Annotated in this window: 17 protein-coding genes; 6 read left to right on the top strand and 11 right to left on the bottom strand. The window is 47.7% G+C overall.

The annotated features are described in order from the left end of the window. Positions 1-42 precede the first annotated feature (42 nt). The 4 genes from ACN0UY_RS01385 to fur all read left to right on the top strand — a co-directional run bounded on the left by ACN0UY_RS01385 (position 43) and on the right by fur (position 2,136). The gene (locus ACN0UY_RS01385; protein WP_417665031.1) at positions 43-825 is read left to right on the top strand and encodes an alpha/beta fold hydrolase; all 783 of its coding nucleotides are present in this window, start codon (positions 43-45) and stop codon (positions 823-825) included. A 69-nt stretch (positions 826-894) separates the two neighbouring features. Next, the gene (locus ACN0UY_RS01380) at positions 895-1,110 is read left to right on the top strand and encodes a DUF2788 domain-containing protein (protein WP_417665030.1); all 216 of its coding nucleotides are present in this window, start codon (positions 895-897) and stop codon (positions 1,108-1,110) included. A gap of 26 nt (positions 1,111-1,136) precedes the next feature. Beyond that, a complete protein-coding gene (gene fldA, locus ACN0UY_RS01375; RefSeq protein ID WP_128351848.1) occupies positions 1,137-1,661 on the top strand; it encodes a flavodoxin FldA in 525 nt (174 codons plus the stop codon). Between the two features lie 31 nt (positions 1,662-1,692). After that, complete coding sequence (fur, locus tag ACN0UY_RS01370; protein WP_417665029.1) at positions 1,693-2,136, top strand: ferric iron uptake transcriptional regulator; 444 nt, start codon at positions 1,693-1,695, stop codon at positions 2,134-2,136. Positions 2,137-2,164: 28 nt separating this feature from the next. On the opposite strand, the gene ACN0UY_RS01365 is transcribed toward fur, so the two are convergent. The 8 genes from ACN0UY_RS01365 to ACN0UY_RS01330 all read right to left on the bottom strand — a co-directional run bounded on the left by ACN0UY_RS01365 (position 2,165) and on the right by ACN0UY_RS01330 (position 9,027). Then, the gene (locus ACN0UY_RS01365; protein WP_417665028.1) at positions 2,165-3,859 is read right to left on the bottom strand and encodes a PAS domain-containing protein; all 1,695 of its coding nucleotides are present in this window, start codon (positions 3,857-3,859) and stop codon (positions 2,165-2,167) included. A gap of 87 nt (positions 3,860-3,946) precedes the next feature. Further along, positions 3,947-5,617: a glutamine--tRNA ligase gene (gene glnS, locus ACN0UY_RS01360; RefSeq protein ID WP_417665893.1), complete on the bottom strand. Its 1,671-nt coding sequence runs from the start codon at positions 5,615-5,617 to the stop codon at positions 3,947-3,949. 85 nt (positions 5,618-5,702) lie between these two features. Then, on the bottom strand, positions 5,703-6,674 hold the full coding sequence (locus ACN0UY_RS01355; protein ID WP_417665027.1) for a biotin-dependent carboxyltransferase family protein: 972 nt from the start codon (positions 6,672-6,674) through the stop codon (positions 5,703-5,705). A 1-nt stretch (position 6,675) separates the two neighbouring features. Beyond that, positions 6,676-7,368, bottom strand: a complete 693-nt coding sequence (pxpB, locus tag ACN0UY_RS01350) for a 5-oxoprolinase subunit PxpB (protein ID WP_417665026.1) — start codon at positions 7,366-7,368, stop codon at positions 6,676-6,678. 2 nt (positions 7,369-7,370) lie between these two features. Beyond that, positions 7,371-8,135 (bottom strand): 5-oxoprolinase subunit PxpA, encoded by a 765-nt coding sequence (locus ACN0UY_RS01345; protein WP_417665025.1) that lies wholly within the window; start codon positions 8,133-8,135, stop codon positions 7,371-7,373. Then, entirely contained in the window at positions 8,132-8,545 is a 414-nt protein-coding gene (locus tag ACN0UY_RS01340; RefSeq protein ID WP_417665024.1) for a hypothetical protein, read from the bottom strand. Before ACN0UY_RS01340 ends, ACN0UY_RS01345 begins: the two co-directional genes overlap by 4 nt. Positions 8,546-8,567: 22 nt before the next feature. Next, positions 8,568-8,858: a hypothetical protein gene (locus ACN0UY_RS01335; protein ID WP_417665023.1), complete on the bottom strand. Its 291-nt coding sequence runs from the start codon at positions 8,856-8,858 to the stop codon at positions 8,568-8,570. After that, positions 8,845-9,027 (bottom strand): hypothetical protein, encoded by a 183-nt coding sequence (locus ACN0UY_RS01330; RefSeq protein ID WP_417665022.1) that lies wholly within the window; start codon positions 9,025-9,027, stop codon positions 8,845-8,847. Before ACN0UY_RS01330 ends, ACN0UY_RS01335 begins: the two co-directional genes overlap by 14 nt. Positions 9,028-9,177: 150 nt before the next feature. On the opposite strand from ACN0UY_RS01330, the gene ACN0UY_RS01325 reads away from it, so the two are divergent. Next, entirely contained in the window at positions 9,178-10,101 is a 924-nt protein-coding gene (locus ACN0UY_RS01325) for a pirin family protein (RefSeq protein WP_417665021.1), read from the top strand. Then, positions 10,101-10,577: a hypothetical protein gene (locus ACN0UY_RS01320; protein WP_417665020.1), complete on the top strand. Its 477-nt coding sequence runs from the start codon at positions 10,101-10,103 to the stop codon at positions 10,575-10,577. Before ACN0UY_RS01325 ends, ACN0UY_RS01320 begins: the two co-directional genes overlap by 1 nt. Here the strand turns inward: ACN0UY_RS01320 and ACN0UY_RS01315 are convergent. The 3 genes from ACN0UY_RS01315 to ACN0UY_RS01305 are packed head-to-tail and all read right to left on the bottom strand — an operon-like array spanning position 10,574 to position 13,631. Further along, positions 10,574-11,326 carry an SDR family oxidoreductase gene (locus tag ACN0UY_RS01315; RefSeq protein WP_417665019.1) on the bottom strand — a complete coding sequence of 251 codons (753 nt, stop codon included), beginning with the start codon at positions 11,324-11,326 and terminating at the stop codon, positions 10,574-10,576. The genes ACN0UY_RS01320 and ACN0UY_RS01315 overlap by 4 nt on opposite strands. 4 nt (positions 11,327-11,330) lie before the next feature. Next, the gene (locus ACN0UY_RS01310) at positions 11,331-12,404 is read right to left on the bottom strand and encodes a phosphotransferase family protein (RefSeq protein WP_417665018.1); all 1,074 of its coding nucleotides are present in this window, start codon (positions 12,402-12,404) and stop codon (positions 11,331-11,333) included. After that, positions 12,405-13,631 (bottom strand): acyl-CoA dehydrogenase family protein, encoded by a 1,227-nt coding sequence (locus tag ACN0UY_RS01305; RefSeq protein ID WP_417665017.1) that lies wholly within the window; start codon positions 13,629-13,631, stop codon positions 12,405-12,407. Between the last annotated feature and the right edge of the window lie 7 nt (positions 13,632-13,638).

Raw genomic sequence — 13,638 nt, 5'->3', positions numbered from 1 at the left:
CGCTATTATACCCAAGCACACGCTAGGGTACAGGAAATCAATATGAGCACAGCACAGATTCTTAACTATGAAGTTCTTGGCAGCGGCGAGCCAGTAGTTTTATTGCACGGATTATTCGGCGATTTGGATAACCTTAAAGGGCTAGGTCGCGATTTAAGCGCTGATTTTCAAGTCATCCTAGTTGATGCACGTAATCATGGCGATTCATTTCATAGTGACCACATGAATTACGCCGATATGGCGAAGGATTTGGCGGCAACGCTCGATGCGCTAAAGATTAAATCTGCGCATATTGTCGGGCATTCCATGGGCGGTAAAGTTGCGATGGAGTTCGCACTAACCTACCCTGACCGTGCGCGTAGTGTTATTGCGGCAGATATTTCGCCCGTGGCTTACGATCCAAAACATCGACACATACTCGATGCTTTGAAAGCAATCGATTTGAGTAAGGTTAGCAATCGCGCGGATGCCGATAAGCAACTAGCGCAGCACATTGACACGCGCGGTGTTCGGCAATTTCTATTAAAAAACCTTAACCGAGAAGATGGCCACTACACATGGCGCATTAATTTGGACACCCTAAACAGCTGTTATGAAGAAATATCGGGAGCGGTACGGCAAGGCAACTATGATGGCCCGATATTGTTTATTAAAGGTGGCGATTCGGACTATTTAGCCACATCCCATACCGATGAAATTAAGGGGCGATTTAATAACGTAGACGTAAAAATTATTGAAGGAACAGGCCATTGGCTTCACGCCGAAAAACCACGCATTTTCAACCGGCTGGCGCGCGCCTTCATTGAGAATCATTCTCGCACCTAAGCACGCAGCATGCTATACTCTGCGTTCTTTTGAAATCATATAAACAACCTTACATCGGGTGTTGCTGTTATGCTGTCAGAACATTATGAATTGATTGAAACCTTAGGTACCAACTTTGCTATTGCAATATTATTTGTACTTATTGGGTTAGCAATTCAAGATGTTTTAATAAAAGGCGATGTTCCCAAGTTTGGTCGTTGGTTTGTTTGGTTAGTTCTATTTTTAGGATGCGCTGGCTTTATTGCGAAAGGCATTATTCAAGCATTCTGGGAAGCAGGTCTTTAATTCTCTAGAGCAGGTAGTACGATTCTATGGCAAGTGTAGGTATATTTTTCGGTAGCGACACGGGAAACACTGAAGCTGTCGCGCAGATGATCCAAAAAGATTTAGGCAAGCATCTAATCGACGTATTTGATATCGCAAAATCAAGCAAAGAAGACATCGCGTCGTATGATTTGCTCATGTTTGGCATCCCTACTTGGTATTACGGTGAAGCCCAATGTGACTGGGATGATTTTTTCCCTGAACTCGAAGAAATAGACTTCAATAACAAATTGATTGCTATCTTCGGTTGCGGTGATCAAGAAGATTACTCTGAATACTTTTTAGATGCCATGGGCACTATCCGTGATATTGTTGAAGCACGTGGCGGTATCATCATTGGTCACTGGCCAACAGATGGCTATGAGTTTGACGCATCACGCGCTTTAGTAGATGACAACCATTTTGTAGGCTTGGGAATTGATGAAGACCGTCAACCTGAGTTAACCAAAGAACGTGTACAGAAGTGGTGTGCACAAATTCGTGATGAAATGGGCTTAGACCAGTTAGGCTAAGCGTTAATAAACCACTCACAGCGAAGATATCATGAGCAGCAAAGACGAATTACAACTAAAAAAAGCAGGCCTTAAGGTCACGTCGCCGCGGATTAAGGTTCTCGAGATTTTGAAGAACCCAAACAATCAGCATATTAGTGCTGAAGACGTGTATAAAATCTTACTTGAGAACAACGAAGAAATTGGTCTTGCAACAGTTTATCGTGTACTCAACCAATTTGATGACGCTGGAATTGTAAGTCGGCACCATTTTGAAGGCGGTCGTTCCGTGTTCGAATTAAGCGCGAAAGATCACCATGATCATCTCGTTTGCTTAACTTGTGGCCACGTATTTGAGTTTGAAGACGACGTCATCGAGCAGCGCCAGTTGCAGGTTGCCGAAGCCAATAATATCAAACTTACCAATCACAGTTTGTACCTTTACGGCGAATGCAAAACCCCTGAAACCTGTGTCAATAATTTAGAAGCTGACTAGTTAATAAACGCGATCATCATGTCGCGTTTTAGTCTACTTCTGACCACACCACACAGTTTCGCCCGTCCCGTTTACCGCGATACAACGCTTCATCAGCACGGTGTAACACATCATCGCGGGTGTCTTGCGGGGTTAGCATTGTCATGCCAATCGTTGCAGTTACTTGGTAGCTTTCACCGTTATAGCAAAAAGCCAGCTCACTAATTAGCTGACGAATTGCGTTCAAGCGGCGTTTCGCATCTGCACCTTCAACACGATGCAGCAATAACGCGAACTCTTCTCCACCGATACGCGCAAACACATCACCAGGTCGTAACTGTTGGTTAATAAACGCAGATACAGTTTTCAACACCAAATCGCCCTCAGCGTGGCCGTATTGATCGTTGATAATTTTAAAGTAATCGATATCGACAATCGCGACGCAGATTCGAGATGCGGATACAATTGATTTTAGCTCACGCTCTAGGCTGGCAATAAAGAACCGACGATTGTTCACTTTTGTCAATTCATCGGTCATGTTCAAGCGCTCCAGCTCACGCTGGTAAAGCTTTTGCTCGGTCACGTCACGAACGGTCCCGATCATCACATCCTGACTGTCATCACCCCGAAAACCGGCTAATTCATGCACCCATCGAACTTCACCATCGGGCCGCACAATACGATGTTCCACGTCATGAACACCGGTATCACGCGCACGTTCCATACTGGCTGTTACTGCTTGAAGGTCATCTGGATAGATAGCGCGATCAAACACCTCAATCGTTGGCTTTACCTTATCCTTATCCAAACCATAGATACGATAAATTTCATCGGACCAAGCCAAGTCTCCATTTGTAAGGTCGGCACGCCAGTAACCAATCTTGCCAAGCTCCTGCGCTTTTTCTAAGGTGATTTTACTTTCCAGTAGCTCCAGCTCAAGCTCTTTATCTGAAGTCGTATCAACAATCTGCCCATACCATCGAACCACGCCTGACACATCATCGCGCTCAGGAACGGCATAACCCGTTAACCAGCGCTCACTATCCTCTTTCATCAAACGGTATTCGCAGAACCAATCATTGAGCGACTTAGCCGACTCTAAGATGCTGTGTTGAACTTTGCTTATATCATCTGGATGGATCAGGCTAAAGAGCACACTCGCATCATCACGAATTTGTTCTGGCGAAACACCTGCGATATCGGTGATTCCTTCACTGGAATAGGGAAAGCGCATGCTGCCGTCTGGATAAAGCTCAAATTCATAGATAACGCCGGGAATGGTGCGGGTTATCTTGCGCAGCCGTTGACTTGATTCAACCATGTCGTTCACATCAAGCCAAGATCCAACAATTTTTTTTGCATCTCCATCGGCTTTTATACTCACTACGGTGCCGATGTCACGAATCCAATGCCAACTGCCGTCGGCAAATCGAACTCGAAACTCCACTTCAAAATAGCGGTTTTTACCAGCGAGATATTGTTTGAACTGCTTTTTAGCACTCTGGCGATCGTCAGGGTGTATAATCTTGAGTACTTCATCGAAAGTCAGCGTTAGTTCAGGATTCCATTTAAGCCCAAGTAATGCAGCAAAATATTGATTCACTGAAAGCTTACCGGTAGCTACGCACAGTTCCCAAACGCCAATATTCGACTTCTCAACCACGGTCTCTAAGCAATATAGCCGCTCTCGCAGTTGGGCTGCGGTGAGTTTACTATAGCGTTCAGTCACATCCTTCGTTGACATTAAAAAATCCCTAGTAGCATTGCACTACGAGGGATTTTGTCATGCTCACTATGGGTAAAGCAACCTTGCACGTCTTCGTTAACACTGTTATGCAGCTGCTTCACTTTCAGACCAAGTATCGCGCAAGCCAACGGTTTGATTGAATACGAGGTTGCCTTCATGGCTATCCTGACTGTCCGCACAAAAATAACCAATACGCTCAAACTGATACGCTTTTTCAGGCACCGCAGTGGCTAAACTTGGCTCAACAAAGCCATGTTTAATTTGCAATGAATCTGGGTTCAACGTGCTGAAAAAATCTTCTTCAGCACCAGGATTAGGCACTTGGAATAAACGATCGTACAAGCGGAATTCACATGGCACAGCATGCGCTGCTGCAACCCAATGAATCACGCCTTTTACTTTACGGCCATCAGCTGGGTCAGTTCCCAAGGTTTCCGGATCATAGGTGCAGTAAATGGCGGTAATGTTGCCTTCAGCGTCTTTATCAACACGTTCGGCTTTAATTACATACGCATTGCGTAAGCGCACTTCTTTACCGAGTACTAAACGCTTGTATTTTTTATTAGCTTCTTCACGAAAATCTTCACGTTCAATCAAAATTTCGCGAGCGAACGGCACTTGGCGCGTACCCATGGCTTCATTATTCGGATGGTTTGGCGCATTGAGCTGTTGCTCATGCTCTTCCGGATAATTTTCAATGACCAAACGCACAGGATCGAGAACTGCCATCGCACGCGGCGCATCTTGGTTGAGTTCATCGCGAATACAGGCTTCAAGCATACTCATTTCAACCTGATTATCCATTTTGGTTACGCCAATGCGGTGGCAAAACTCACGCACCGATGCCGGCGTATACCCGCGACGACGCATGCCCGCAATAGTTGGCATACGCGGATCGTCCCAGCCACTCACCTTGCCTTCTTCCACCAGTAAATGAAGCTTACGCTTACTCATCACAGTGTACTGCAAGTTTAAACGTGAAAATTCAATTTGCTGTGGATGACAGTCAATGCTGATGTTATCCAGTACCCAGTCATACAAACGACGGTTGTCCTGGAACTCAAGCGTACACAATGAATGCGTGATACCTTCAATCGCATCCGAAATACAGTGCGTGAAGTCATACATGGGGTATACACACCATTTATCACCCGTTTGATGATGGTGTGCAAAACGTACACGGTAAATTACCGGATCACGCATACACATGAATGGTGAACTCATATCAATCTTGGCACGCAAACACACTTCACCTTCTTGGTATTTGCCCGCTGTCATGTCAGCAAATATCTTAAGGTTCTCTTCTATTGCAGTGTCACGGTATGGGCTGTTCTTGCCCGGCTCTTTTAAGGTGCCGCGCAGTTCGCGCATTGTTTCCTGACTTGAAAAGTCGCAGTACGCCAAGCCTTTTTCAATCAACTCAACTGCGTAGGCGTGCAACCGGTCAAAGTAATCCGACGAATAACGCGGCTTACCTTCCCAGCTATAACCTAACCATTTCACATCGGCTTGAATTGAATTTACATAGTCGACTTTTTCTTTCAGTGGATTGGTATCGTCGAAGCGCAGATTGCACGTTCCATGGTAGTCTTGCGCAATACCGAAGTTCAGCACAATGGACTTAGCATGACCTATATGCAAAAAACCATTTGGCTCTGGTGGAAAGCGCGTGTGCACCATTTGATGCTTACCATTGGCAAGATCTTGGTCGATAATTTGGCGGATAAAATTACTGCGCGGCGCGTTTGCTGCCATGTCTGCGGCCATGGATACCTGTACTCCAATTCTAATTCGATAAAGTGGTCGCTATGATCGCAGTTTCTGCCAGACTGCGCAAGGCCTATACGCTCAGGTTAAAAAACCGATAGGCTTGCTTCACTTCCTCTTGGGCGTCGCTTAATTCGGTGCGTACAAAGCGAATTTGAGTGCCTGCAGTTGCTTGCGCAAGTGCCATTCGCGCGGACCAACTCAACACACCTATTTTCGGATAGCCACCAAGTGTCTGGCAATCATTGAGCATAATGATTGGCTGTCCATCTGGCGGAACCTGAATAGCCCCAATAGGCAGTGGTTCAGAAATGATTTCGCCATGCGACCAGTTTAGCGGCTGTTCAGTATGTAACCGAACACCCATACGGTCTTGCTTGGCAGTAACCGCAAAAGTTTGCTCGAAGAACTTTGCTATTTCGGTGTCAGAAAATTGCTCATGCTGAGCAATCGGAATGACTCCAAGTTCAAGGATTGAGGTGGCCGATATGCGCGGAATAAGCACGTGTTTGGGGCGTCGGTGGGCAATCACTTGCTGCGGTGCAAACTCGCCAACACTTAACGTGTCGCCGCATTTTAAGGGCTGTCCATCACCTTGTAAGCCCCCTAACCCATCACGCATCACTGTCGCGACCGAGCCAAGCACCTGTTTAGCTCGAATACCACCAGCTACCGCCAAGTAACTTCGCAGCCCGCGCGGAGGTGCCGCAATGGTCACTGTATCGCCTTTTGCAACAGGGAATACCTGCCAGGTAGGTTGCGGCTGATGGTTTTTGGTCACCACAACTGGCGCACCGCACACCACCCAAAAGCCAGCGTTCAACGCGGTTGCGGTTAAGTCGCCTAGCGTGATTTCTAGCTGCGCGGCAGTCGGTTTATTGCTGAGCAACTTATTGCCCCACAAAAATGCGCGCTCATCAATTGGACCACCACGCGTGATGCCTTGTGCAAGTTGCCCAAGCCGCCCCCAGTCTTGCAGCGTCGTCAGTAGGCCAGGCTGATCAATTTGCAGGCCAGGTTTCGATGACGTAAGCCACTTATCCATGTCAGTCATTCGTACGCTCTCTCGCCTGTTGTTCAAGCTGGTCGTACTCAGCGCGACTAATCGGTATAAATTTCACTTGATCACCCGCTTGCATGGCCAATCCAGTCTCAAACTGCCAACCGGCAACCCGACCAATGAGGTTCCAGCCGCCAGGCGACTGACGCGGATAAATCGCCGTTTGCTGATTAGCCATGGCAACACTGCCGGCCGGCACTTTCGTTCGCGGTGTACTTTGGCGCGGCACCTGCAAGCCTTCAGCAACATCGCCGAGGTACGCAAACCCCGGTGCAAATCCGATGGTATAAACATGGTAGGTAGGCGCACTATGGCGTTCGATAATTACCGATGGGCTCAGACCAGTTAATTCACTTACGCGAGGTAAGTCCATCCCGAGCTCAGCATCGTAGCAGACTTTAAACTCATGCAAAGTGCCTGTGTGCGCAAGTTCCTGATCAGAGGCCCCATGCAATTGTTTATTCAGAAAACGTTCAACAGCTGCATACTCGGTCGTTTGCACATCGTAGACAACCATTAATGTATGATAAGCGGCAACCACATCAACGAGCCACGGAGGATTGCTGGCCAAAATGCTTGCACGCAAGGCGTGCACACGTTGATTAATGGTTTTATCTACGTGAGCTTCAAATACCACCATCGCCGCATCAACTGCGGCCACTTCGACACGGGCTTGCACCTTCACGCCTCTAACAACGCTTGGCGGATTGCCACCACAGTTGCAATAGACTCTGGATTGTCTCCGTGCACACAGAGTGTATCGGGCACCAATGTTAATGCTGAACCATCTGCAGCGGTAATTGACTGTCCGCGCGCGAACTTAATCGCTTGCGCAAGAATCTCATCACGCTTCGTAAGAACTGCATCAGCATAGTTGCGCGAGCGTAAACTACCATCCGCTTCATAACGTCTATCCGCGAAAGCTTCAAAACATAAACTCACCTGATGCTCTGCGGCAATCCGTTGCTGAACACTGTTATCAGCCTTGGCTAGTGTTAGTAAATACAACGCACGTTGCTGTGACTTCTCAAATCGGCTTTGATTGACTTCTGCCATCACGCGGCACACCAACTCAAACAATTCTTGATCGCGCTGCATATCGTTATACAGCGCGCCATGGGGCTTCACATAGCTCAGCTCAGCGCCAGCATGGTCGCAGAGCGCCTGCATTGCCCCAATTTGATAATGCAAAATAGCCTTTAATTCCGGGGCACTGAAATGCAAGGTGCGGCGCCCGAAGCCTGCTAAATCAGGATAGGCAGGGTGCGCCCCTATAGTTACATCGTGCTCTAGGGCTAAGTTAATGGTTTGGGCCATAATTGCTGGCCCGCCAGCATGAAATCCACAGGCGATATTAGCCATATCAATATGCGGCATCACGGCGCTATCATCGCCCATGGTCCAAGCCGCAAAGCTCTCGCCCATGTCACAATTCAGTTTAATCATGGCTTCTTATCGACCGCTTCCTTTGCCTTTTCGCTTGAGCGAGCTCCAGTAAACCGTGCGTAGCTGTATGCAAACAAATACATGCCAACACCAATACTACTTATCGAGAGCGGCACAATCACTAACCCGGACACTTGATGTGCACCATACACAGCCGCACTGCCCGTTAAGCCGAGCGTAACCAGTGAAGCTGCCACGAAAGTCATCGGCTCCAACCACTTGATCAAGACCGTACCACCTAACAGGTTCACCAATGCGCCTAAAATAACTCCCCACGCAAGCGGTACGCCAAGTTTGTACCAACCCAACTGCCAATCGATAATAACTGTCCACAACTGTTGTTCCGTTGCATTGTAAAACAATAAGCCGACAAGGCCGGCCAAAATAACTAATCGTGTCGTTACTGACATAGTGTTTCCTTAGCTCCAAGGGCTATAGCATTAACCACGATAGCAAGGCGATAATGGCCGCAATTACAGGCACCCAAAAAATCGGCGATTGATACCATTTTAATACAGGTTGTTGAAACGGTTGTTGGCTAGCTTCTCGTTGCGGCTCTGGCCGCTTTTGCCGAAGTAACCACACCGCGCCAACAATCAGCAAAACGACACCTAATTGACGATAACTTGACACCGTTTCGCCCGCTGGTGCTAAAACGGCTAATAAAACCCCCGCTATGATTATTGCGAGAGCACTGATTCGTGTTGCACTAGTTGTTTTCATTTTTGTGCGTTTGCCCCTGTTTTTTTTCTTTTCGCCAGGCTATGAAAAACCATACCCAGCCCACTAATTGCATGACGACTCCCACCAAAATGGTGGTAAGATTTTGTTCCCAAACGCCGCTTAACATGGCGGCGAAGCCAATCACAGCTAACAGCAAAGGATAAATCATTTTTATCTCCTTGAGGTGTACATACACCTTACTGAAATCTCTCGCGCTACGGAAGTACTCTTCTATTATATTCGACTATTGTATGGGGCGATGCCATACTGCTTGCAAGCATGTATGCGTCTTTTAAAATAGCGGAATCATGAGGTGGCTATGACCCGATCAGCTCAGGAAACAACCATTGAAACCTGTGAGTCTGAACACTTGCAACACGACGCAAGTGTACATTCATCGCTGCAGCGCCAACTCACACCGCAACTATTGATTCATCGGATACTGCCACAGCGTGCCATCCGCATGATTGGTCCCTGGTGCTTTTTGGACCATTTCGGCCCAGTTGCTCCGGCCGACTATCGCAAATTTGATATTCCACCACATCCGCATATTGGCTTGCAAACTATTACCTGGCTATTCTCAGGTCAATTGTTGCACCAAGATAGTCTAGGTTACGAACAGCCATTACGCAGCGGTCAACTCAACTTAATGACCGCAGGGCGCGGAATTAGTCATGCTGAAGTTGCTGATCATAATCCCGATCAACCGCTGCATGGGCTGCAATTATGGTGCGCGCTTCCTCCAGAGCATGAACAAACGGAGCCGCGATTTGACCATTATCAGCAGGTGCCAAAATTCAGTATTGGCGACTGTACTGCAACCCTTATTATTGGGTCCTATGTGGCGAATGATAGACGCTGGACCAGCCCTGCATTAAGTTTTAGCCCAGCACTTGCGCTGATGCTCAGTACACCGCGCGTCACCGCTGTTGAAGTTCACCTTGATCGTGACTTTGAGTACGGAATTTATGTCGTTCGAGGACAAATTGAATTGCTTGATAAAACAGTTCGGGCGCATCAACTTATCAGTCTAGGCAGCAGTCGACGCCATCTTGTCATTGAGCTGAGCGCCGATACAGAAATTCTTATGCTTGGCGGTGAAGCGTTCGAACAGCCGGTTAAAATGTGGTGGAATTTTGTCAGTGCATCGCAACAACGGGTTGAACAAGCTCAAAGTGATTGGGACGCAGGCCACGAACGCTTCGGGCAAGTCAGCCACTACACAAGTAAAAAGGCTACGTAATGGGACTTATTCGCGCAATACGAAATTTTACACGCCGCCTTGGTTTGTGGTTTTTAGCAGCTGGAATTACGCTCGCTGTGCTGTTTACGGCAGTTTTAATTTACAAGTTCACAGTGTTTGAGCCTGATCCACCAACGGTTGCCAATTGCCAGTCCATACAATTAATGACTACGGCCGACAATGCTGCGGAAATTCAAGTGCATCAGTGTCAACGAGGGTCGAACAAAGCGGCTTGGAAAGGCTACGAGGTATGGTTATACGAGCCATCAACCAATGATTGGCTACGTATCGCTACTGCAGAACAGCGGGATTGTTTAAGTGTGTCGTGGCAGCGTCCAGGCGAACTGGTGATTCATCACGGTCATAGCCGCGGCGATTTAAATATCGCGAAAAGCTCGGTTATCTATCGTGACGCTAACAGTATGCCAAATACCATTAGCGTCACCACACAACGCGAAGATGACTGCCCGCTTTAACCGAGCTTCATCACCCACTTCAATGGTAAACGCTTCATCAAAAATCCGATTAAAGCCCACGGCCAAGTCGGTACGTACGCTTGCACCGGTTCCTTTTCGATAGCTTTGACTAATTTTCGGCAACCGGTTTCGGTGTCAATCATAAACGGTGTATTTTTAACTTTCTCATTAATTTCTGACCGTATGTAGCCCGGCAGAATCGCGCTAACTTTAATCGGTGACTTGGATTTAATCAAATCAGCCCGAATACCTTCGGTTAATGCTAACAACCCGGCTTTGGTTGCTGCATAAACGGTCATTGCACGCGGCATACCGCGTAGCGCACTAATGGAGCTAATGGTAACCAAATGGCCACTATTTTGGGCACGAAAAATTTCCAAAGCAGCTTCGCATTGGGCAAGTGCTGCCACAAAATTGGTTTGCGCCGTTTGCACGTTGGCATGAAAATAACCGGTGCCTAGTGATGCTCCCTTGCCCATACCCGCGTTAACGATAACCCGGTCGAGCGTTCCGAATTCGGCTTGAAATTCCTTAAAAACCCGGAATACCTCTTCGTGTTGATTCACATCCAGCGCTTTTACGCTGATTTGTATGTCTGGGTAGCGTTGTTCGAGTTCTTGTTTGAGCGCATCGAGCCGCTCGGTGCGCCGCGCGCACAGCGCCAGATTACGGCCATGCTTGGCAAACTCACGCGCCATTCCCTCACCGAGACCTGAACTCGCGCCTGTTATAAGAATAGTTTTGCGCATTGGGTTATCCTTGTTTCATTAATTTACGGGCTCGCCACTGCAAGTAATTCACCAAAAACCAAAAGTTCTTAAAGGCTGGATTACGAGTTTGCTTGTGGTAATAACGGTAATAGATTTGCTGCGCAATAGCGCTAAGACGGAACAGCCCAAAAACTTCGTAAAAGCGAAAGTCTGCCACATTAACGCCCATTTTCTCGCAGTAATAATCAATCACTTGTTGGCGTGTCAACATGCCCGGCAAATGCGTGGGTTGACGCCGTGTCGAACGCGCTATTCGGTCATCGTCTGCTTGTATCCAGTAGGCTAGGCTATTGCCTAAATCCATTAACGGATTGCCTAGTGTTGCCAACTCCCAATCCAATACACCAATAATTCGGGTCGGATCATCAGCATCCAACACAAGGTTATCGAATCGAAAATCATTATGTGTCATACAGATGGATTCTTGCTTTGGCATATTTTTGGCAAGCCAACGAATAATTTTCTTTCCGGACGGCACGTTCCAGGTCTTAGCTTTTACATAACGTTCACTCCAACCCGTTACCTGACGCTCTGTATAACCCGCCCCTTTGGCTAAATTAGTTAATCCAGCCGCTTCAATATCAACCTGATGCAATTCAATCAGCACATTCAGCGCATTTAAACAAAGCTGCCGTGTTTGTGGTTCGTTTAGCTTTAGGTCTCGCGGCATATTCTTACGCGGAATAATGCCAGCCACCCTATCCATGATGTAAAACTCAGCACCAATGACGGATTCATCGTCGGTGTAAAGGTGCATCTTGGGTACGTAGGGGAAAACTGGCTTTAACGCCTTCTGCAGTCGGTACTCCCGCCCCATGTCGTGAGCTGATTTGGCCTTAGTACCTGCCGGTGGTCGGCGTAAAATAAGATCGGCGTTGTCAAATTCCAGCCGATAGGTCCAATTAGACGCGCCACCACTATATTGGGTGACCCTCATGGTGCCCTTTAACTCGGGTAACTGTTCACGCAGCCACTGGCTGAGTTGTTGTTCAGGCAGTTGTTCGCCAGCACGTACTGCACCAGCCTTATCTTCAAATCTTGCTCCCGCGTTCGCCACCTAAGCCTCCCGATACTTGGCTAGTTCAACTTTAGCAATAGTGGCGCGGTGAACTGCGTCTGGGCCATCAGCAATACGGAGCGCGCGAGCCATCGCATACAATGCGGTTAACGGCGTATCTTGGCTCATGCCAGCACCACCATAGAGTTGAATGGCTTCATCAACAACTTTCTGCAAGACGTTCGGTGCGGCAACCTTAATTGCCGAAATTTCGGCCAACGCCTTCATCGCACCAACTTGATCAATTTTCCACGCTGCATAAAAAGTCAGTAAGCGCGCCTGATCGATTGCAATACGCATGTCGGCTACACGCTCAAGGTTACCGTGCAATTGTAATAATGGTTTGCCAAACGCGATACGATCCTGTCCTCTGCGCATGTAGAGTTGCAAAGCTTTCTCTGCGGCTCCCAAAGCTCGCATACAATGATGAATACGACCCGGCCCAAGCCGCCCTTGCGCAATTTTAAACCCATCACCTAAAGCACCAATCACATTGGTTTTTGGTACCCGAACATTTTCAAACAACACCTCACCATGACCATAGGGTGCATCGTACTCGCCAAATGCAGGCAACATACGTTCTATTGTTACACCTGGCGTATCCAATGGTACCAGCACCATGGAGTGACGTTGATGTTTCGGTGCATCAGCATCAGTAAGCCCCATAACTATCGCGAACTTTGCATTGGGATGCCCTAATCCTGTTGACCACCACTTACGGCCGCAAATAACGACATCATCGCCGTCCGCCACAATACTCGCTTGCATGTTGGTCGCATCAGATGATGCAACATCTGGTTCCGTCATACAGAAAACAGAGCGGATTTCTCCGTTTAAAAGCGGCGTCAGCCATGTCTGTTTCTGGTGTGCACTACCAAAATGGTACAGCACTTCCATGTTCCCCGTATCCGGTGCATTACAATTGAATATTTCCGGTGCAATGATGCTGTGCCCCATAACTTCAGCAAGCGGCGCATAGTCGAGTGTGGACAAGCCAGCACCAAGTTCAGCATCGGGCAGAAATAGATTCCACAGGCCTGCTTCTTTTGCTTTCTCTTTTAAGTCTTCAATAAGTGGCGCCACCTGCCAGTCGCGCCAATTGCCATCAGGATTCAGCCGACGGTTTTCCTTGTGGTAATTCGCTTCTACCGGCTCAATATGCTCGTGCATAAAAGCAATAAGCTGCTTGCGGAATTTCAGTGTATTGTCACTTGGGGTAAAATCCATAACGGTG

The sequence above is a fragment of the Pseudidiomarina sp. genome (genome assembly GCF_048268165.1).
Lineage (GTDB): Bacteria > Pseudomonadota > Gammaproteobacteria > Enterobacterales > Alteromonadaceae > Pseudidiomarina.
Note: the sequence above shows the minus strand (reverse complement) of the source record. Positions and strands in the feature narration are given on the sequence as shown.